The sequence below is a fragment of the Bacillus sp. M5A3_1b genome (assembly GCF_053345335.1).
This window is the reverse complement of the sequence record NZ_JBKEZY010000003.1, coordinates 266492-287788: the sequence shown is the minus strand read 5'-3', so window position 1 is coordinate 287788 and position 21297 is coordinate 266492. Positions and strand designations below refer to the sequence as shown.

The 21297-nt window shown below is 36.7% G+C and carries 20 protein-coding genes; 11 read left to right on the top strand and 9 right to left on the bottom strand.

Features of this window, described 5'->3' with window-relative positions; translation table 11 throughout:
- Positions 1–32: 32 nt before the first annotated feature.
- From ACLBWW_RS11190 to ACLBWW_RS11180, 3 genes are all read right to left on the bottom strand, one after another.
- Positions 33–413: a VOC family protein gene (locus tag ACLBWW_RS11190; protein WP_046960095.1), complete on the bottom strand. Its 381-nt coding sequence runs from the start codon at positions 411–413 to the stop codon at positions 33–35.
- Between the two features lie 42 nt (positions 414–455).
- Positions 456–1613, bottom strand: a complete 1158-nt coding sequence (locus ACLBWW_RS11185) for an acyltransferase (protein WP_098068570.1) — start codon at positions 1611–1613, stop codon at positions 456–458.
- A gap of 165 nt (positions 1614–1778) precedes the next feature.
- The gene (locus ACLBWW_RS11180; protein WP_048542556.1) at positions 1779–2996 is read right to left on the bottom strand and encodes a dicarboxylate/amino acid:cation symporter; all 1218 of its coding nucleotides are present in this window, start codon (positions 2994–2996) and stop codon (positions 1779–1781) included.
- Between the two features lie 223 nt (positions 2997–3219).
- Between ACLBWW_RS11180 and ACLBWW_RS11175 the strand changes: the two genes are divergently transcribed.
- From ACLBWW_RS11175 to ACLBWW_RS11165, 3 genes are read left to right on the top strand one after another with little or no spacing between them, the layout of a single operon-like run.
- A complete protein-coding gene (locus ACLBWW_RS11175) occupies positions 3220–3522 on the top strand; it encodes a PTS sugar transporter subunit IIB (protein WP_048542554.1) in 303 nt (100 codons plus the stop codon).
- 14 nt (positions 3523–3536) lie between these two features.
- Positions 3537–4838: a PTS cellobiose transporter subunit IIC gene (gene celB / locus ACLBWW_RS11170; protein WP_048542552.1), complete on the top strand. Its 1302-nt coding sequence runs from the start codon at positions 3537–3539 to the stop codon at positions 4836–4838.
- A 9-nt stretch (positions 4839–4847) separates the two neighbouring features.
- Positions 4848–5165, top strand: coding sequence for a PTS lactose/cellobiose transporter subunit IIA (locus tag ACLBWW_RS11165; RefSeq protein ID WP_048542550.1), 318 nt, complete (start codon positions 4848–4850; stop codon positions 5163–5165).
- Positions 5166–5275: 110 nt separating this feature from the next.
- On the opposite strand, the gene speD is transcribed toward ACLBWW_RS11165, so the two are convergent.
- On the bottom strand, positions 5276–5647 hold the full coding sequence (gene speD / locus ACLBWW_RS11160; RefSeq protein ID WP_088123753.1) for an adenosylmethionine decarboxylase: 372 nt from the start codon (positions 5645–5647) through the stop codon (positions 5276–5278).
- A gap of 27 nt (positions 5648–5674) precedes the next feature.
- On the bottom strand, positions 5675–6766 hold the full coding sequence (locus tag ACLBWW_RS11155) for a polyamine aminopropyltransferase (RefSeq protein WP_048542546.1): 1092 nt from the start codon (positions 6764–6766) through the stop codon (positions 5675–5677).
- Between the two features lie 397 nt (positions 6767–7163).
- On the opposite strand from ACLBWW_RS11155, the gene ACLBWW_RS11150 reads away from it, so the two are divergent.
- The 5 genes from ACLBWW_RS11150 (at position 7164) to chbG (ending at position 11377) form a co-directional block, all read left to right on the top strand.
- Positions 7164–7466 (top strand): PTS sugar transporter subunit IIB, encoded by a 303-nt coding sequence (locus ACLBWW_RS11150; protein WP_262720625.1) that lies wholly within the window; start codon positions 7164–7166, stop codon positions 7464–7466.
- 16 nt (positions 7467–7482) lie between these two features.
- Positions 7483–8790, top strand: coding sequence for a PTS cellobiose transporter subunit IIC (celB, locus tag ACLBWW_RS11145; RefSeq protein ID WP_048542544.1), 1308 nt, complete (start codon positions 7483–7485; stop codon positions 8788–8790).
- Positions 8791–8972: 182 nt separating this feature from the next.
- On the top strand, positions 8973–9296 hold the full coding sequence (locus ACLBWW_RS11140) for a PTS lactose/cellobiose transporter subunit IIA (protein ID WP_000989050.1): 324 nt from the start codon (positions 8973–8975) through the stop codon (positions 9294–9296).
- Between the two features lie 3 nt (positions 9297–9299).
- Positions 9300–10625, top strand: coding sequence for a 6-phospho-beta-glucosidase (gene celF, locus ACLBWW_RS11135; protein WP_048542541.1), 1326 nt, complete (start codon positions 9300–9302; stop codon positions 10623–10625).
- A gap of 47 nt (positions 10626–10672) precedes the next feature.
- Positions 10673–11377, top strand: a complete 705-nt coding sequence (gene chbG / locus ACLBWW_RS11130; RefSeq protein WP_098123587.1) for a chitin disaccharide deacetylase — start codon at positions 10673–10675, stop codon at positions 11375–11377.
- 40 nt (positions 11378–11417) lie between these two features.
- On the opposite strand, the gene ACLBWW_RS11125 is transcribed toward chbG, so the two are convergent.
- Entirely contained in the window at positions 11418–12599 is a 1182-nt protein-coding gene (locus ACLBWW_RS11125; protein ID WP_050000994.1) for a chromate transporter, read from the bottom strand.
- Positions 12600–12788: 189 nt separating this feature from the next.
- Here ACLBWW_RS11125 and exsM point away from each other — a divergent pair, with 189 nt between their 5' ends.
- The gene (gene exsM, locus ACLBWW_RS11120; protein WP_098047291.1) at positions 12789–13202 is read left to right on the top strand and encodes an exosporium regulatory protein ExsM; all 414 of its coding nucleotides are present in this window, start codon (positions 12789–12791) and stop codon (positions 13200–13202) included.
- Positions 13203–13341: 139 nt separating this feature from the next.
- Here exsM and ACLBWW_RS11115 read toward each other — a convergent pair whose 3' ends face one another.
- The 3 genes from ACLBWW_RS11115 to ACLBWW_RS11105 form a co-directional block, all read right to left on the bottom strand.
- Complete coding sequence (locus tag ACLBWW_RS11115) at positions 13342–16017, bottom strand: PRD domain-containing protein (protein WP_098814349.1); 2676 nt, start codon at positions 16015–16017, stop codon at positions 13342–13344.
- Positions 16018–16121: 104 nt separating this feature from the next.
- Positions 16122–16859 carry a polysaccharide deacetylase family protein gene (locus ACLBWW_RS11110; RefSeq protein WP_098721484.1) on the bottom strand — a complete coding sequence of 246 codons (738 nt, stop codon included), beginning with the start codon at positions 16857–16859 and terminating at the stop codon, positions 16122–16124.
- Between the two features lie 200 nt (positions 16860–17059).
- Complete coding sequence (locus tag ACLBWW_RS11105) at positions 17060–18133, bottom strand: glycosyltransferase family 4 protein (protein ID WP_048542533.1); 1074 nt, start codon at positions 18131–18133, stop codon at positions 17060–17062.
- 585 nt (positions 18134–18718) lie between these two features.
- Between ACLBWW_RS11105 and ACLBWW_RS11100 the strand changes: the two genes are divergently transcribed.
- Positions 18719–20089, top strand: coding sequence for a UDP-glucose dehydrogenase family protein (locus ACLBWW_RS11100; RefSeq protein WP_447614034.1), 1371 nt, complete (start codon positions 18719–18721; stop codon positions 20087–20089).
- A 75-nt stretch (positions 20090–20164) separates the two neighbouring features.
- Positions 20165–21280, top strand: a complete 1116-nt coding sequence (wecB, locus tag ACLBWW_RS11095; RefSeq protein WP_000140139.1) for a non-hydrolyzing UDP-N-acetylglucosamine 2-epimerase — start codon at positions 20165–20167, stop codon at positions 21278–21280.
- The last annotated feature ends 17 nt before the right edge of the window (positions 21281–21297 follow it).

Genomic DNA, 21297 nt, shown 5'->3' with positions numbered 1-21297 from the left:
GAAGCTATCCGAAAAAACGGATAGCTTCTTTTTTATTTGCGTTCCATTACCGCAAAGTAATTGTTTTCATTATCAGCAAAGTTGAATGCTCTACCAGTAGGTAAATCTACAACTTGTCCAACTGTAACGTTTTTCTCAGAAAGATCTTTATACAGTTGATCTAAGTTATTAGAGAAGAACATAAGTGAAGGTGTATTTAAGTTTAATTCAGGTTGCATCTTCGCAATTAACGCTTTATCGTGAAGGACGATGCTTGTGCCTCCTTCTTTCGTTGGTGCAATTTCAATCCAGCGAAAGCCTTGTCCGTTATTTTCTTCCGCAATAATTTGGAATCCTACTGTCTCAGTCCAAAATTGTACTGCTTCATCTTGATTATTTACATATAACATAATTTGTCCAATTTGATTAATCATAGGTGTGTCCTACTTTCTTTTCTTGTATGGAATTCTATTATATCAAAGATATGGTTTGAATACCTTTTCGTGATTTTTCCGAAGTACAATCTTAGCCCATTTCACATTTTTCGTAGGAGAAGGTCCTGTAATCCATGTATGAAATGGTAGTGTACTACAAATGACCATTGCTGAAATTGAGATTGTGGCCGTTATTGTAAATAATAATAGGCTATATAATATTGTGTTTTCTTGCAGTGTGAACAAAGAAAGGAATTTTGTACATAGTTGCAAGAAGAAAAAATGAGCTAAATAAGCACCATACGTGTAACTCCCAATAAATCGTAAAGCTTTATATAAGAAACCTCGTCGTTGTACGATTGTAATAGACAGCACGTAAAGTATAATAATTTCGCATACGATATATATAAACATAGACGGTTTTAAATAAGTCGAAACGGTTAAATGAATAGAGTTTGCTCCGTAAAAACTAAATAACTCATAATTGATGAATAGAAATAAGACGAAAAATAACATTGTTATAAGCGGGATATGTTTCATGACAAATGTACGCCACGCTTTTAGTGCGACAGCAGCGATTCCTCCCATGACGAAATAGAACGAGTAGAAGAAGAAGGAACGATCTGTATAATGTAAAATGGTTGAGCTAGTCAATTTCTCTCCATTAAAAATGTAGTGGGAAGAATACCACATTAAGAGGAAATATAGACAAGCAAAGATGGTCATATATTTATATATGTCTTTTTTATTTTCTGTTCGTTTTTGAAACCAATAAAATAGTGTACATAGCAAAGGGAACAATAAGTGAATTTGGAACATCATAATAACGTACCAAAGATGGGGCGCGGCTGTTCCGAGTAATAAACTTTTGATTCCGCTTTGTAGTGTAATCATATCGTTTGTTGTTAATAAGTAAAGAATAGACCAGAAGAAATAAGGAATGAGTAAATGTGCGGCTTTTTCATAAATATATTCTGTGTAGACCAGTTGCTTCGTATATTGCCGAATTAAGTGAAAGCCAACGATAAATATGAATGCAGGTGCCGAAAATTTTGCAAGGTTGAATAGCATGCCCATAATGAGGGATTGCTCAAGTGAAACATTTCCTTGATTCATTGTATATAATAAGGAACTTTGCAAAACGACAGCGAGGAATGCAATGCTTTGCAAAACTTTAAATTCTGGTGCGCTTTGAGTCATAATGTCCATCTCCTTTTCCATACATGATTATAGTACGGAGAATGGATAATGAGTGTGGAATATTTGTGAAGGTTTTAACAAATTTGTGGCGGAATGGATTATATCGACTTATCAACAAATAACAACAAAAGAGGATGCTCAAAATGAGCATCCTCTTTCTATTTATTAAGCAAATTTATTTTTGATCCAGTTCTTACCTTCTACAAGGCGAGCTGTCATTACGGCACAAGCGTTATCTCCTGTTACGTTTAACACTGTTGCAGGAGGGTCAATGATTGTACTAATTGCTGCGATAATTGGCAATGCTTCTGGCGGGAAGCCGTATAGAGAAACGATTAACATTTCACCAATCATACCACCACCTGGGATAGCGCCCATTACTGTTCCTACTAATAGAGAAACAACAAGTGCAATTGCTAATGTTTTCGGTCCTTCGAATTCCATGTTGAAAATACCGAATAAGAAAGCAATTTTTAATACGCCACCTAAAACAGATCCATCTTTATGAAGTGTAGATCCAAGAAGGACAACTGTTTCACGAACGTCAGAAGAGATACCCATTTTCTTCGTTGCTTCCAAGTTCGCTGGAATACTAGCAGCACTACTACAAGTTGCTAGTGATGTAACTGTAGGAGAGACCATGTTCTTCCAAAAGATTTGTACACCTTGTTTGCGACCGGCAAGGTATGCATAAAACGTGAAGAATACAAAGAAGTAAATGAGAGACGCTGGATAGTATACCATTGCTGCTCGGAAGTAAGTTCCAAGAAGTTGTGGTCCAAATTCACCAACTAATGCTGCGAAGTAAGCAGCAAGTCCGATTGGAGCGTAGTACATAATGAAAGATACAACTTTCATTGAAATTTCTGCACCAGCTTGTAAGAATGTAGCGAATGGCTTTCCTTTTTCACCAACTGCTGAAGTTGCAACCCCCATTAAAATAGAGAAGAAAATAAGAGCTAACATATTTTCACGAGATAGTAACTTCGAGAAGTCAGATACTGTTATAATACCAACGATTTGATCCGCAACACTAACCGCTTTTTCAGCCTTGTCAGGTTGTGTTAGTTCTAATACAACACCTTGTGCTGGCGGGAATACTTTCACGACAATAATCATAAAAATAGCAGCTAAAATACTTGTAAATAAGAAAGTCCCAGCCATACTCGACATAATTTTACCGAAACGTTTTAATCCATCCATATTAGCAATAGATGACGCGATGCTAAAGAACACTAAAGGTACAACAATCGTAAACATTAAGTTTAAGAAAATGTCACCAAGCGGCTTTAAAGCAACTGCATCGGCACCCATGAAATAACCAATGAAACCACCAATTAGGATAGAAGATAATAAAATAAGTGGAAAGCGATATGCCTTCATAAATATATCCTCCTATCAATTAAAAAAATCATACTGAATTATTATAGCGAGTTAGAGTCCTCTTTACTAGGAGAATAATGATAGATGGAATAGCGTGAAAACCGAGAAATTTTTGTTTTTAAGCTCGGCATACAGCAGGAAATCTAGACATATATATTTGTAACCTAGTGGTGGTAAAGGATGCACCGTAACTTAGGTTTGGAAAAAGGGGGAGGGAAAAGGGATGAATATTTTACTTTGCTGTGCAGCGGGAATGTCTTCCAGTTTGATTGTTACAAAAATGGAGAAAGCAGCAGAGGCAAAAGGGATAGAGGTAAAGATTTGGGCTGTATCAGGTTCTGAAGTCAATAGTCACATAGATGAAGCTGATGTACTTTTACTAGGACCGCAAGTACGTTATTTATTACCGAAAATGAAAGAATTATGTAAGGAGAAGGGAATACCTGTTGATGTCATTCAATCCGTCCATTACGGGCTTTGTAATGGAGAAGCTATCTTGCAAGCAGCTTTGTTAATGAAACCATGAGGAGTGTGGGATAGATGATACGGTTTTTAGAGAAATATGTAATGCCAGTAGCGGGGAAGGTTGCAGAACAGAGGCATTTGCTAGCAATTCGTGATGGACTTGTTTTGACGATGCCGTTCTTAATTATAGGATCAATTTTTCTTATTATTAGTACATTACCGATCCCCGGGTATAATGAATTCATGGCGAGTTTGTTCGGGAAAAATTGGAACGTAGCATTAGGGTATCCAGTTAGTGCAACTTTTAATATAATGGCTTTAATAGCTGTTTTTGGAATCGCTTACAGACTTGGAGAGTATTATAAAGTGGATGCTTTAGCATCCGGGGCATTGTCACTTGTGACATTTTTACTTGCAACTCCATTTCAAGTTGCATATATCGTTCCAGGTACGAAAGAAAGTATACTGGTAGATGGCGTAATCCCAGCAGCATTAATGGGAAGCCAAGGTTTATTTGTAGCGATGATTATTGCAATTATATCTACTGAAATATACCGATTTCTTGTGCAAAAAAAGATGATTATAAAGATGCCTGAGACAGTTCCACCAGCAGTAACGCGTTCATTTGCAGCCCTTATTCCGGGATTTATTGTTGTGACAGTTGTTTGGATTATTAGGTTAATCTTTGAACACACGACTTTCGGTAGTATTCATAATGTTGTAGGGAAGCTTTTGCAAGAGCCGCTTAGTATACTGGGGGCTAGTCTTTGGGGCGCAGTAATTGCAGTTATTCTCGTTCATGTCCTTTGGGCATGCGGAATTCATGGGGCTACAATTGTAGGTGGTGTAATGAGTCCAATTTGGTTATCGTTAATGGATCAAAACCGAATTGCTTTTCAGGCTGGGCAAGACGTACCGAATACGATTACCGCACAGTTTTTTGACCTATGGATTTATATGGGGGGATCTGGTGCCACACTTGCTTTAGTTGTCGGAATGTTATTGTTTGCGCGAAGTCAGCAATTAAAAAGTTTAGGACGTTTGTCGATTGCACCTGGTATTTTTAATATTAACGAGATGGTGACCTTTGGTATGCCAATTGTTATGAACCCACTGTTACTAATTCCATTTATAGTAGTTCCAGTTGTATTAACGGTTGTTTCTTATTTTGCAATGGAATGGGGATGGGTAGCCCGCCCAAGTGGTGCTGCTGTAACATGGACTACACCTATTCTATTTAGCGGATATTTAGGGTCGGGCGGAAAAATTTCAGGTGTTATTTTGCAACTTGTGAATTTTGCACTGGCATTCTTTATTTATTTACCATTCTTAAAAATATGGGATAAACAAAAATTAGCGGAAGAAAAGGGGGCATAAAGAACTAAAATGGATACGATAGAAACGAAGGCCTTTCATTTAATTTTGCATGGGGGAAATGCGAGAAGTTGTTCAATGGAAGCAATTGATTGCGCAAAGCGTGGAGAATTTATAGAAGCAGAAGCTAAATTACAAGAAGCGTTAGAGGAATTAAAAGAGGCGCACCGTGTACAAACGGAGCTTATACAGAAAGAAGCTGGTGGTGAAAAGACTGAAGTTACCCTTCTGATGGTGCACGCGCAAGATCATTTAATGAATGCAATAACGGTGAAGGAATTAGCGAGTGAATTTGTAGAATTATATAGGAAGATGTCGATGTCTGAATGAACCTTGCGTATGCAAGGTTTTTTTATGTATGTGTCTGTACCATCAGTGGAGTGTTCGTTCCACTGATGGTATTTATAATCCTCCTTTTTACAAATGAGTAAGAGTGATATTTAATCGGTAGTAACAATCTCCCCTATACCACGGATTAGCTTTTTTATATGCATCTCATTTGGTTTTAATATACTTACGATATAATCAATCGCTATTTGCGGTTCAACGGTCGTACCACACGTATAACAGTCAATGGCTGCAAAGTTTTTTTCTGGATAAGTGTGAATAGAAAGGTGGCTTTCAGATAGTAAAACTAAAACAGTAACGCCATGCGGATCGAATTCTTTTGTACTTACGTTTAAAACATGGGCACCAGAGCGATCAGCAGCGGTAACTAAATGATATTCTAAAAAGTGAACATCATCTAATAAAGAAAAGTCCACTCCCCATAAATCTACTATTATATGCTTACCGAAAGTAGAGTATTCCATAAGGTAGCACTCCTCACTATAATATCGTCAAAACTCCATTTCTTTTTTGTAACATTGATGTAGGATAAGGTTTGATTCTGAGTTTAAAAGAGCGAGATTACGTTGTTCTAAATGTTCTTCTTGAAATTGAAACAAAGGAGCAAGAAGAGAAGGTAATGTTCGAGGAGTTGGCACAACATATAATTGTTCAATTTGATCGAGTACATAGGCAGAGTTAGCAGCAATATGAAATCCCCAGTCAGTTCCGAAAGAAGGGACTATCGTATGATAACTTTTCACAGTCAATCCAGCATGTTCGATTGTGTTACCGATGCTCCAATATACAAGAGGTGCATCAGCAGGTGAATTAGATTGGCAGACGAATGCTCCATCTTCTGTTAAAAATGTAGCTATCCGAGCAAAAAGTTCGCTTGTATATAAAGTACTTAAAACTTCTGTTGCTGGATCAGGAAAATCAATAATAATTACATCGTATAGAGGGGAAGAAGAATTTAGAAATTCTTTTGCATCGCATACGTGTACATTTACACGACTATCAAAAAATGCACTTTGATTTAAAGAAACTACTTCCGGAACATTACGTGCCATATTAATCATTGCCTCGTCTAAATCAACAAGATCTACATGTAGCAAAGTTTCATATTTTAAAACTTCTCGCAGGGCAAGACCATCGCCACCACCTAATATAAGAACACGTTTTGGATCAATTACCTTTGACATAATTGGATGAACAAGTGCTTCATGATAAATTTGCTCATCGACGGAACTAAATTGTAATTGCTTGTCCAAATATAAACGGACATCACTTACTTGTAATAAAGTAATATTTTGATAATTACTTTGTTCTGCAAATAAATTTGTATGCTCACCAGCTTGTATTTCTTTAAGAGAAATTTCATCCCATATATCTAAGCTGTGTGAATTTGTGGGTACTATGATTACATTTTCCGATTGTTCTTGTTTGTTCTGCTTATCCTGTTTATCTTGCTTGTCCTGTTTATTTTCCATTTCCTGTTGTTCTAGTTCAAATTTATCAGAGTCTAATTCAGAGCGCTTGTCTTTTTTATAGCTTGTTATTCTATAAATCTTTATTTTGTTCTTTTTTCTATGTTTTGGCATAGGAATCCCCTTTCGAATTGTGTTATTTTATTCTATGTAATTTAGTAGAGTCGGCTTGGACAATAATAGATAGAAGAGTGTGTTTAAGAGGGATTTATTTTTTACTAGATTTTCACGCTAAAAAAAATTTTTAGCGTTTTTTTGTTTTAAACACAACTAGACAACTAAACACTAATCTATTTTCATACAGTTATGTGTTAAAAGCGTGTTGTTTTATAACACACTGTGTGTTTTTTAGGTGACACACTAATTGAAAGCGTTAACACACAAAGAAAACAGTCGAAAAAGTGCTGATTTTAGTGGTTTTAAAAAGTTGGCACGCTAATTGCATTAATAAATAGCGTAAAGAAAAATAAATAAACATAAATTTTTTATACTACACAAGGGGGATTTTCAAATGAATATTTTATTATGTTGTTCAGCAGGGATGTCTACAAGTTTACTAGTTACAAAAATGGAAGCGGCTGCAAAAACTCGCGGTCTAGAAGGAAAGATTTGGGCTGTATCTGGGGATGCAGTAAAAACAAATATCGATCAAGCAGATGTATTATTACTAGGACCACAAGTTCGTTACATGCTTTCTTCAATGAAAACGCTTGCTGATGAGAGAAACGTTGGAATCGACGTTATCAATCCAATGCACTACGGCATGATGAATGGAGAAGCAGTTTTAGATCACGCGTTAACACTTAAAAAATAATTAGGGGGGAAGCGAAATGCAAAAGTTTATTGCATTCATGGAGAAATATATTGTTCCTGTCGCTGGTAAAATCGGATCGCAACGTCACTTAGCTGCGATCCGTGACGGATTTATTGCAGTTATGCCACTTATCTTAGTTGGTGCATTGGCATCACTAATTAATGGCTTTCCGTCTGAAGCTTTCCAAGAGTTCATGAAAGGTTTGTTTGGTGAAACGTGGAAACAAGTTGGCGGTGGAATGTGGACTGGTTCTTTCGCAATTCTAGCACTAATCATAGCATTTACAACAAGTTATAACTTAGCAAAATCTTACGGCGTTGATGGTTTGTCGGCAGGTATTATTTCATTTGGTGCGTTAATTATTCTTACGCCAACAACACCGAAAGAAGGCGGATTGAACTTAGCTTGGACTGGTGCACAAGGGTTATTCGTAGCAATTATCGTGGCACTCCTTGTTACTGAAGTATTCCGTTTCTTTGTACAAAGAAACATTACTTTAAAAATGCCTGATGGAGTACCACCAGCAGTTTTAAGATCTTTCGCAGCTATAGTTCCAGCATTTGTTATCTTAACAGTAGTTGCAGGTATTCAATTAGCGGTGAAATTAGCTGGTACAAGTGTTCATGAATTTATCTTTAATACGATTCAATCACCACTGCAAAGTTTAGCAGGGACATTACCAAGTGCAATTGTCATTGTACTCCTTGTTCACCTTCTTTGGTTCTTCGGTTTACATGGGCCAAATATCGTTGGTGGTATTATTGAGCCATTATACTTACCGGCATTAGAGAAAAATATGAAGTTATTCCAAGGTGGTACATCTGCATTTGATGTTCCAAACATTGTTACAAAACCATTCTTTGATACTTTTGTATATCTTGGTGGCTCTGGTGCAACATTAGCGTTCTTAGTGGTCGTATTACTTGTAGCAAAAAGTGCACAATTACGCGGTGTCTCTCGCTTATCAATTGGACCAGGTGCATTCAATATTAACGAACCAGTAATCTTTGGTACACCAATTATTTTAAATCCAATTTTATTCTTACCGTTTATCATAACACCAATTGTATTAGTAATTACTTCTTATACAGCTATATCTATTGGTTGGGTACCAAAAACAGTTGTGATGATTCCATGGGCAACACCACCAATTATTAGTGGTTATCTTGTAACAGGTGGACATCTTTCAGGTGCACTTCTACAGTTATTCAACTTTGTAATTGCGATGGCAATCTACTATCCATTCGTAGTATTATGCGACCGTTCTGTTGTTCGTACTGAAAAAGCAGCAGCACAAGGAAATAACAACTCTGTACCTATGTAACACAGTAATTGTTCTCACAGATAACATTATCTGTGAGAACAATTACCTTTATATCATGTTCAAAAAGATGAGACCCATCTAGAAGAACACTAAACTATCATTAATAAAATAATAATTTAATAGACATGTTCAAACTGAAGGGGTATTTAAATCGGTTGAACCTTATAGAGAGGGCGGTAATTATGATGACTACAGCAGAACAAATTCCATTCCAATTAATTTTAAATAGTGGTAATGCACGAAGCTTTGCAATGGAGGCACTTCAATTTGCCAAACAGGGGAAAATGGCAGAGGCTGATGAAGCGATGGTAAAGGCGAAAGAAGCGATCAATGAAGCGCATCATTTCCAAACAGAGCTCATACAATCAGAAGCAAGAGGAGAAAAAACAGAGATTAGCGTTCTTTTAATACACGCACAAGATCATTTAATGAATGCGATTACAGTAAAAGAATTAGCAGCAGAATTTATTGACCTTTATAAAAAATTAGAAGCGAAAGGGGAATAAAGCATGACTGGAATTAAAATTGCTACAATCGGCGGTGGATCTAGTTATACACCAGAGTTAATTGAAGGATTTATTAAGCGTTATGATGAGCTTCCTGTTCGTGAAATTTGGTTAGTAGATATTGAGGCAGGAAAAGAAAAGTTAGAAATCGTTGGTAACTTAGCGAAACGTATGGTGAAAAAATCTGGTTTACCAATCGAGGTACATTTAACACTGGATCGTCGTGAAGCATTAAAAGGTGCTGACTTTGTAACAACGCAGCTTCGCGTAGGTTTATTAGAAGCTCGTGCAAAAGATGAAGCAATCCCGTTAAAGTATGATGTAATCGGTCAGGAAACGAATGGTCCTGGTGGTTTATTCAAAGCGCTGAGAACGATTCCTGTTATTTTAGATATTTGTAAGGATATGGAGGAGCTTTGTCCAAATGCATGGTTAATTAACTTCGCGAACCCAGCTGGTATGGTAACAGAAGCTGTCCTTCGTTATACAAATATTCAAAGAGTAGTTGGTCTATGTAACGTTCCAATCGGAATCCGCATGGGTCTTGCAAGATTACTTGAAGTAGATGCAAGTCGTGTCCACGTTGATTTTGCAGGTTTAAATCATATGGTATACGGACTAGATGTATACTTGGATGGCGTAAGTGTAATGGATCGTGTGTTGGAGCTTGTAACAGATCCAGAAAAGCAAATTACGATGGAAAATATTGCAGCGCTTAACTGGGAGCCAGACTTTATTCGCGGCCTTCGTGCAATTCCATGTCCATACCATCGTTATTACTACAAAACACGTGAAATGTTAGAAGAAGAGAAAGAAGCTTCAGTTGAAAAAGGTACACGTGCAGAAGTAGTAAAACAATTAGAAGATGATTTATTCGAGTTGTATAAAGACCCGAACTTACATATTAAACCACCACAATTAGAAAAACGTGGCGGCGCTTATTATAGTGACGCAGCATGTAGCTTAATTACGTCTATTTACAATAATAAAGGTGATATCCAGCCTGTTAATACACGAAACAATGGAACAATTGCAAGCTTACCACATGATTCGGCTGTTGAAGTGAACTGTATTATTACGAAAGAAGGTCCAAAACCAATTGCAGTTGGAGACCTTCCCGTACCAGTTCGCGGTTTAGTACAGCAAATTAAATCATTTGAGCGCACAACAATTGAAGCTGCTGTTACAGGGGATTATCATAAAGCGCTGCTTGCTATGACAATTAATCCACTTGTACCATCAGATAAAGTTGCAAAACAAATTTTAGATGAAATGTTGGAAGCACATAAAGAGTATCTTCCACAGTTCTTTAAAAAGGTAGAGAAGTAAAAGCGGCGCTATTTAGCCCGCTTTTTATTTTATTAGGAGGTATTACGATGATTAAGTTAATTGTAAATGCAGATGATTTCGGTCTTACAGAAGGTACAAATTACGGCATTATTGATGGACATATAAATGGACTGGTAAATTCAACGACGATGATGATGAATATGCCAGGAACAGAGCATGCGGTGCGCTTAGCAAAAGAGTATAACCTACTCGGAGTAGGCGTACATCTCGTATTAACGGCAGGAGAACCACTTCTTGGAGACGTACCATCACTTGTAAGTAGCGATGGATTGTTTCATAAACAAAGCGTGGTATGGAAAGGGAATGTAAGTCCAGAAGAAGTTGAGAGAGAGTGGACTGCTCAAATTGAGAAATTTCTATCTTACGGATTGACACCAACTCATTTAGATAGTCATCATCACGTGCATGGATTACCGATCTTGCACGATGTTCTTGAGAGATTAGCGGCTACATATAATGTTCCAATTCGTCGTTGTGAGGAAGAGCGAGCAGTACGCCCGTTTTCTGACGTGTTTTACAGTGACTTTTACGCCGATGGTGTGACGGAAGATTACTTTTTGAAGTTAAAAGAAAGAGTACAAGATGAACAAACGGTAGAAATTATGGTTCATCCAGCTTATATTGATCCAGAGCTTGTGAAGCGTTCTTCTTACGTAATGGATCGTGTGAAAGAATTGCGTATTTTAACAGAGAGCGAGTTGCCTGAAGGAATAGAACTTGTGAAGTTTTAATAGGAAAACGACGGCTAAATGGGGCCGTCGTTTTTTGTGCTTACAAAATGGATAGAACATATCCACCGAAGGCCCCGATTATAACGATAATCCAAGGTGGTGTTTTCCAAAAAGCGAGTAAGCAAAATAGAAGAGAAGCAAAAACGAAATCTACAGAATTCATAATTGTACTCGTCCAAATTGGATCATAAAAAGCTGCAAGTAAAACGCCGACAACGGCTGCGTTTACTCCAAGTAGTGCACCTTGTATGTAAGATACTCTCCTTACACTGTCCCAAAATGGTAAAACGCCGACAACGAGCAGGAAGGCAGGAAGAAAGATAGCGATCGTTGCAACAACTGCTCCGGCGGTTCCATTTAGCGCTGCTCCTATATAAGAAGCAAATGTAAATAGTGGCCCTGGCACTGCTTGTGTTAATCCGTATCCAGCAAGAAATTGTTCTTTTGTCATCATCCCGTTTTGTACAAACTCACTTTCAAGAAGAGGAAGTACGACATGCCCTCCGCCAAATACAAGTGCACCAGAGCGATAGAAGCTGTCAAATAAAGAGATGAAATAAGAGTATGGTCGTAACATCGGTAACAGTATTAATAGTCCGAAGAATAAGACGAGACAAGATATGGCTACCATTTTTGAAATAGGTACGTTTATTTTATGAGCTTGGCTAACTGGCCGGTCACGATATAAAAACCAACCGATGAAACCAGATACTATAATGAGAATTACTTGTGTCCAGCTACTTGGCCATAATAGGGCGATTGCGGCAGTTGCAATTGCGATTGTTGCACGGTTTCGGTCTGGTGTTAACTTTTGAGCCATTCCCCATATTGCATGAGCGACAATTGCGACCGCTACAAGTTTCAGTCCGTGAATCCAGCCAGTACTTCCAAGCTCGAATTGGTTAAGAAATGAAGCGAAGAAAACTAAAACGAGCACAGATGGGAGAGTGAATCCGATCCATGAAATAATGGCTCCTAATAATCCGCCGCGTAATAAGCCAACTCCCATACCGACTTGGCTGCTAGCAGGGCCAGGAAGGAATTGACATAGCGCTACTAAGTCTCCGTAACTTCGTTCATCCATCCATTTTCTTTTTTGCACGTATTCATGATGAAAATAACCAAGATGGGCGACGGGACCACCAAATGAAGTAAGTCCTAATTTAAATGATACGAGAAAAATCTCTATTAATGATTGGAAAGAGTAGTTATTATTTTTCAAAATTTCCTCCTAGACTGTTTTTCTAAGTGCATTATACAAGAGGGAGTAAAGCAAAAGAAACGATTTTAATGTAAAGATTGTGTGAATCTTTTCTTCGTAATTAAAATTTGAAAAAGTCATAAATGATTATGTCTAAACCATAAAGTAGTAGAAGTAGTGCTGGGAAATTTATATGAGGAGAATGCCCGTATGACAACACATTTCTTTGCGAGGTTAACAGGGAAGAGGGAACTACCTCCTGTAAATACAGAAGCTTATGGTGTAACAGAGTTTATATTTAGTGATGATTTAAAGAAATTACAATATCGGATCATATTGAAAAACATCGAAAAAGTTACATCATGCCAAATTCATTTAGGGAAAGCGGATCAAATTGGTCCAGTGGTTTTAAATTTGTTTGGCCCAATAAAGCAAGGTATTAGTGTAAATGAAGGAGTCGTGACCGGTGTAGTCAATGTGGAGGATTTTGAAGGGCCTTTACAGGGGAGAGCGTTTGATAACCTACTTCAAGAAATCATTCAGGCAAATGTATATGTAAATGTTTATACGAAGTCGAATAAGAAGGGCGAAATCAGGGGGAGAATCAGAAAAGTAAAGAAGTAGAAAAAAGGCTGTCCATTTTGGAACAGCCTTTTTTTCTATAAGGTGCAAATTTTAGCGGTTATTGTCGGTAAATTGATATATTGTGAAAATCGCTAATATAATTCGCGTTACGGTCGATATATTTAAAACACTGCCGCAATTAATTTTTTACAGGCTGATTTTTAATGAAGAAGTCCATAACGTAAAATACTTCATCATCAGGGATTTGTATTTCAAATGTATTTTCAATTGGTTGTAATGCTTTTTTCACTTTCATATACATCCAGTACTCATCTTGTCTTCGTTTCTCTTTATCTGGATGAGGGAGGAGGCTTTCTCCTTTTTGAAGACGGTCAACCATACAGCTCATATGCAGAATCACACCCATTAAGCTGTCAGGAGTTAGCTGTAAGGAAATTAATTCTTGAATTGTATTTAATGCGTAACGAATTGTTTTAATAAGTAATGCTCCGTCGTTCCGCTGCATTTGTTGTTCCAGAATATCAGCCATTTTTGCATATGTTTCTTCATACGTAATTAATTCTTGAATCGGCTGAATCGCTGTGTAGTTTACAATGTCTTGGAAATGGTATGTTAAGCATGGCACCTGCACATCGAAATTTGTGACGATACAAATGATATTCCGCTCTTTTTTTATGTTCTCAATCATTTTCGTTAAATCTTTTTCATGGACGATACTAATCGGAATAATTTCAATTAAGTCTTTGTCAAATCGCAAATAGTTCTCTAACATTTTTTGAATAGCTAAAGCACTGCCTTCCCCAGTTAAACAAGCTGTTAAAATAACAGACTTCATTGGTGATAGTGGCTTTTTCTTTTCTTCTTGTACGTTTAAGTAAAACGGTGTTAAGTTCTTCACTGTCTCATACAATGCATCTAACGAGTAGCCAAGTTGAGCTTTTCGAGCTGCTTCTAGTGCATGTGGAGTGCTTGTCATGGAAAGAACACGTACCGGAATTTTGAACTCAGTTTCTAATATATCACCAATATAAGCGAGTGAGCCCATATCGACGAGTAAGAGAAGTCCATTTACATTTTGGAGTGTTTTCATATACACTTTCACACGCTCTAAGAAATCTTTCGGCGATTCATGTAACGGCATATCGATACCGGTTACTTCCTCAATGCCGAGCAGTTCGTTTGCGACGTTTGCCATTTCTGTTGCGATGCCGTTGCCGTGTGCTAATATTAATACTTTTACTTCTGTTTGTGAGGCAGGAATTGGATCAACAACGAAGAACATTGTTAAAAAGCCTGCTTCATCAATAGGCATTGTTATTTGTAATTCGTCCTCCAGTAGTTGAATGCATTGCATAGCTACGGAAAAAGCGTCTTTATATTTCGTACGAATTTGATTTAGTTGTGGGTGATGAATTTGTTTCCCAGCTTGCAAACGTTGTAGAGTTGTCTGTACATGTAAGCTTAAAGCGAGAAATACTTTTTCATCAAACGTCTTAGATAAATGCTTTTCAGCAAGTTCCGCAATTCTTTCACATACGGAAACGATATTACGATCCACAATTTTAAAAACATTTTCATGACTTGTTTTTTTAGAAATTTGGTTAAAATATTGTACGAAAAAGCTTTGAATATCATTTTCTATTAGTAATTCTAATTCGTCTTCTTCAATACCGCGAGCTTGAAGTTCTTCGTATTTATAATCAATATAATCGTAAATAGAAGACCGTTTTTCATTCTCAATTTTATGATTACTCCAACCTTCATCACCTGTAAATATAAATGTTTCATTTGGTATTTGGTATAGATGACGGCTCTTTCTTTCAATGAATAACCCTTCTTTCATATACCAAGGTAAATCTGTACTTGAAACATAGACAGAGTCACGTTTCTTTGTCACAAGGTCAGAATAGGCTTTCGCACAGGCAATTTGTACATCCGTTTTTAATTGCCCGATGTTATTGGGACAATTGTAAAAGACGAAAGCGCGCATTGTATTCGGACTAACGTGAATTTCTTTTCGCAGACGGATTGCTTCATTTGTGAAAAATAGTTGCAGTAAAGCAAATCGTTCTTTATGTGTACGCTCACGAAGTGGTGGCAGCGTAACAGTCATTGGTATACGTCTTGTAAATGTTTTTAATAAAAATGAATTTGGTTCTTCTGTTGTTGCAGTAATGATTAATACTTGTGCTTTACGCTCGTTTTCTGTTTCTCCAAGGCGGCGGTATACCCCGCGGTCAATAAAGGTGAAAAGCATTTCTTGTCCCTCTGGAGGAAGGCGATGTACTTCATCTAAGAAAAGGATCCCTTCATGTGCTTTTTCAATTAACCCTTTTTGATCACTTGCCCCTGTATAAGCTCCTTTTTTAATCCCAAATAACTGCCCCAGTAGTAGCTGTGGATTATTTGCGTAATCGGCACAGTTAAAGACGATAAATGGTGCATTTTTAGGAAGCTGTTCAACTTCAATTGCATATTCGTGCATTAAAGAAGCGAACATAGATTTTCCGACCCCTGTTTCTCCTAGCAGTAAAGTATGCATACCGTTTGGAGGATAGAGAATAGAAGCTTTCGCTTTTTCGATTGCGATTTTAAGGCTTGTATTTTCAATTGCAAATGTATCTAATGAAGTCATTTCCTTTGAATGCGTTTCCAACGAAGCGTTCGTTTCTATATAAAAACGAACAGGACGCGTATTTGTTTTTAATAAACGTTTATCTTTTACAAGTTTGTTTAAGTCGCTACTTACATTGGCACGATCTAGTTGCAACAGGGTAGCGAGTTCTGATGCGGTTACACCTTCTATATAATTGCCTTCTTGTATTGCGTTAAAAATGAGATCTATTCGTTTCATTTCTATTCACCTCGAAACTTCATCACTATTTAAAATTTTACACAAAAATGGGAAGGGTGGGAAGAGAAAAATAAAACAGCTTTAGCATATAGGCACTAAAGCTGTTACAATCTTGTGTCTTTCCAAAAGTTCACTTCGAGATGAGAAGATGGATTATAGGGAAGAAGTTTGTATCCTTGTGACTGTAAGTAATCAATTACTTTAGGCAGTATTTGTACGGTTACACTAGAATCATGCATTAAAATCACTTCGACTTGTTCATCACTCTGATTACGTACTCTTTCTAGTATGGCAGAAGGATTGTCATAGCTTTTCCAGTCATATGTATCGATTGTCCAATCCCACATTTTATACTGGGCGGATACAAGTGCATCACGGTAATTCTTTTTTAAGTAAGGCATGCTACCATACGGGACACGAACGAGATGTGTATTTAATTTTGTAACTTGCTGAACAATATTTTGTGTTTGTTCCATTTCTGTAATTAAAGCGGATGGATCACCAGTGTAAAGGCGTTTTACATCGTGTGACATACTGTGAAGTCCGATATAATGCCCCTCTTTAATTAATCGTTGCATTGTTTTTTTATAATGTGGTACTTTTCCGCCAATAACAAAGAAAGTTGCTTTTCCGTTCTTTTCCTTTAAGATGTTTAAAATTTGCGTAGTATATTTGTTTGGTCCGTCATCAAATGTTAAGTACGCGATTTTTTGGATAGGAGAGGTAGTTTCAGTATTTGGATGATGTTCAGCAGGGGGCATTGTAGTTGCTCCTGCATGAGATGACACGTACATAGTAATTGTTAAAAATAAAACAACGTATTGAAATACTCGCTTGATCATAACATTCACCCTCAGTTTGACAATCAAGATGTAAAAAAGAAAATATAATCCTTTTCTTATTATGTATATCTTTCTCCAATAGTGGAGCTCTCAAACAATCTATATTTTGGAAATATAAAATGATGAATAAAAAATAGCATCCTCTTATAAGAAAGAGGATGCTATTTGAATATTTCATAATTGTAAAGTCTATACTACAATTAGTCTTCTCTTTTTTTAACCTTTTTATAGAAGGAAATAATTGGTTTGTAACGGTCGTGTACAAGACCGATTACTTCAGCGACTATTTCAGTAATGAAAATTAAAGCAAACAGAAGAATCATTGATATCCATAGCGTCGCTTTAGTGAAAAAAATAGCATTTACACTAAAAAAAATACCAAATGCATAAATGATGAGCACCGTCGTACGATGAGAGAATCCCATTGCTAGGAGACGGTGATGTAAATGAGATTTATCTGGTGCTGAAATTGGTTTTTTATTTACAATACGACGAATAATCGCAAAAGTTGTATCAAATATAGGTACACCTAAAATGATAATTGGAACAAGGAAACTAAATAGCGTTACACTTTTGTATAATCCCAATAAAGATAGGATGGAAATACAATAACCTAAAAATAGGGCGCCGGTATCTCCCATGAAAATCTTTGCTGGATGGAAATTATAGAATAAAAATCCAAGCGTACTTGCAAGTGCGATAAGTGCTAATGGCAAGATAATAACTGCACCAGTACCCATAGGGCTGGTGAGGGCCATGTAAGCCAATGTTGCTAGAACGATTGATGAAATTCCAGCGGATAATCCATCTAAACCATCAATTAAGTTGATGGCATTTGTAATGCCTACAATCCAAAAAACTGTAATTGGATATGCGAGCCATCCAAGTTCAGTATCCCCGATAATTGGTATATATAGTACCTGTACTAATAATCCACTTTTTACAATTAATATAGCAACTAATAGCTGACCACCAAATTTTACTTTTGCTGATAATTCATACATATCATCTAAAATCCCAATGATAATGATGATGATAGCGCCTAAGCTTATTGATAACATTCTTTGTTCGTATAACCCACCAACAACAAAACCTACAGCTACACCGATAAAAATTGCTAATCCGCCAAGACGGGGCATGATTTTTTGGTGTACTTTACGCGCGTTTGGTTTATCTGTTGCTCCTATCTTAAATGCTAATTTAATAACGAAAGGAGTAACGCCGAGTACAGTGATAAAGGATGCCAAAATGGCATAAATCACTTGTGAGTCCATTAATACCCCACCTTTTATATTTAAACGTAATTTTTAGATGTTTTTTCTGAAAATTTCGATGATTATTTACAGGCTCATAACATATGGTATCACAAAAAGATTAGAATTCAATCTTTTTTTCTTTGTACGGCAAATGGAAGCAGATAGAATATATGACAATTGTATAAAGAATGTTGAATCGTTTGAGAAGGTTAATCGTATTGTACTTTAGAATATGACATTTTATCTGTTTCTTCGATAATGAATATGTTTATTTCAGTATTATAAGTGTTACACGTAGAAATGAGTAAATTCCATGTTAAAATGTGGGAATTCATTCACATGAACGGGCAGTAAGGCTTCCACCTCAAAATTTAGTTGAGGCAAAGAATTTAGGTGGGAACCTTAATTCCTGTAAAATCTCGATTGGTTTAACTAATAATTAGTAGAGGATGAATGCCCCGCACTGAATAAAGTTTTATTTTATATTCTTGCATGTAATTTTACAAAAACTTAAAAAAGAATGGAAAAAGTAATTCATATAATAAAGAAGTAAAAGAGTTTTCTCATTTTTAATGTGAGAGGGGGAAGCACAGGGAGAATTCTATGTATTCGTATATTTTCTATTGTATATTCCTGTGCGAAAAGGAAATGAAAATTACGATAATAGGTACCGGATACGTTGGATTAATTACAGGAGTAGGATTGGCAATGTTAGGCCATTCAGTCACATGTTTTGATATAAATGATGAGAAAATTGAACGGATAAAGCAAGGAGATCTGCCTATTTATGAAGCGGGTTTATATGAATTAATAAATGATGCATGTGAGAATGATTGTTTAACTTTTACAACAAGTAGAGTAAAAGCATTTTACGATGCAGAATTTATATTTATTGCAGTTGGAACGCCATCTTTATTAGATGGGACAGCGGATTTAACATATATTCGAAGTGCTTGTGACGATATTGGAACATATACGACGAATGACATTATTGTCGTTACGAAAAGTACGGTTCCTGTAGGTACAAATGATGTTATGAGGGGATGGATTGAGGAGAAATTACAAAAAAGATATGAATTACATATCGTATCGAATCCAGAATTTTTACGGGAAGGTTCAGGGATTTACGATTTTTTTCAGGGAGATCGTATTGTAATTGGAGCAGATAATGAGGAAGCGGCACGAAAAGTGGAGAATTTGTATAGTGAATTACGCTTAAAAACGTATGTTACAAATATAAAAAGTGCAGAGATGATTAAATATGCATCGAATGCTTTTTTAGCGACAAAAATTAGTTTTATCAATGAAATTTCAAATATATGTGAGAAGGTAGGAGCCAATGTATTAGACGTTGCAAAAGGGATGGGAATGGATAAGAGAATTGGAGCGTCTTTTTTAAATGCGGGCATTGGTTATGGGGGTTCGTGTTTTCCGAAAGATACGAAAGCCCTTGTGCAAATTGCAGGGAATGTGGCGCATGATTTTCGCTTGTTAAAAGCGGTTATTGAAGTGAATAATAAACAACAGTTGTTACTGGTTGAAAAAGCAAAGAAAATAATAGATATGAATAAAAAGCAGATTGCAGTTCTTGGCGCAGCGTTTAAACCGAATACTGACGATATAAGAGAAGCGCCGTCCCTTGTTATAATAGAAGAATTAATTAATATGGATGCAGATGTGATTCTATATGACCCGCAGGCTATTCAAAATGTAAAAGGTGTGTTTGGAGAGACTATACGCTACACCGGATGCATAGATGAAGCGATTAGAGAAGCTGATGCTGTTTTTATTTTAACAGAATGGGAATCAATACGAACTTATCCGTTAGAGAATTATGTAAAGCTTATGAAGGAGCCCATTCTATTTGATGGGAGAAATTGCTATACTAATGAGGATGCCAAGAAGCAGGGATTAGATTATTACTCGATCGGGCGAAAAAGCATCCGTAATAGTAATACTTTTTTTATTAGTTAAAAAATGCGTGTATCTAGGTATGGTGATATATGTAAGGTGGGAAATTGTAACTAGTGAAAGAAAAGAGGTAATAAAATGACTGAACGTTTAAAAGTAATGACAATTTTCGGGACACGTCCAGAAGCAATTAAAATGGCACCTCTTGTGTTAGAGTTGCAAAAACATCCAGAAAAAATTGAGTCGATTGTGACTGTAACAGCGCAACATCGTCAAATGTTAGACCAAGTATTAAGTATCTTTGGAATTACGCCAGATTTCGATTTGAATATTATGAAAGACCGCCAAACTTTAATTGATATTACAACGCGTGGTTTAGAAGGTTTGGATAAAGTAATGAAAGAAGCAAAGCCGGATATTGTACTTGTACATGGTGATACAACGACAACATTTATTGCAAGTTTAGCTGCTTTCTACAATCAAATTCCAGTAGGGCATGTTGAAGCAGGACTTCGTACATGGGATAAATATTCTCCGTACCCAGAAGAGATGAATCGCCAATTAACAGGCGTCATGGCAGATCTTCATTTCTCACCTACAACAAAATCAGCAACGAACTTACAGAAAGAAAATAAAGATGAGTCACGCATTTTCATAACAGGGAATACAGCGATTGACGCACTAAAAACGACTGTAAAAGAAACATATAGTCATCCTGTACTAGAGAAACTTGGAAACGATCGTCTTGTACTTATGACAGCTCACCGCCGTGAAAACTTAGGAGAGCCAATGCGTAATATGTTCCGTGCAATTAAACGTCTTGTTGATAAGCATGAAGACGTACAAGTTGTGTATCCGGTTCATATGAACCCAGTTGTTCGTGAGACAGCGAATGATATTTTAGGCGATCATAGCCGCATTCATTTAATTGAGCCGCTAGATGTAATTGATTTCCACAATGTTGCAGCTCGTTCATACTTAATGTTAACTGATTCTGGTGGTGTACAAGAGGAAGCGCCGTCACTTGGTGTACCGGTTCTTGTTCTTCGTGATACAACAGAGCGCCCAGAAGGTATTGAAGCAGGTACATTGAAATTAGCAGGAACAGACGAAGAGACAATCTTTGGTCTTGCTGATGAGTTATTATCAGATAAAGAAGCTCATGATAAGATGTCAAAAGCATCTAATCCTTACGGTGATGGCCGTGCATCAGAGCGCATTGTAGAAGCAATTTTACAACACTTTAATAAGTAAATAAAAAAGAGCCAGAT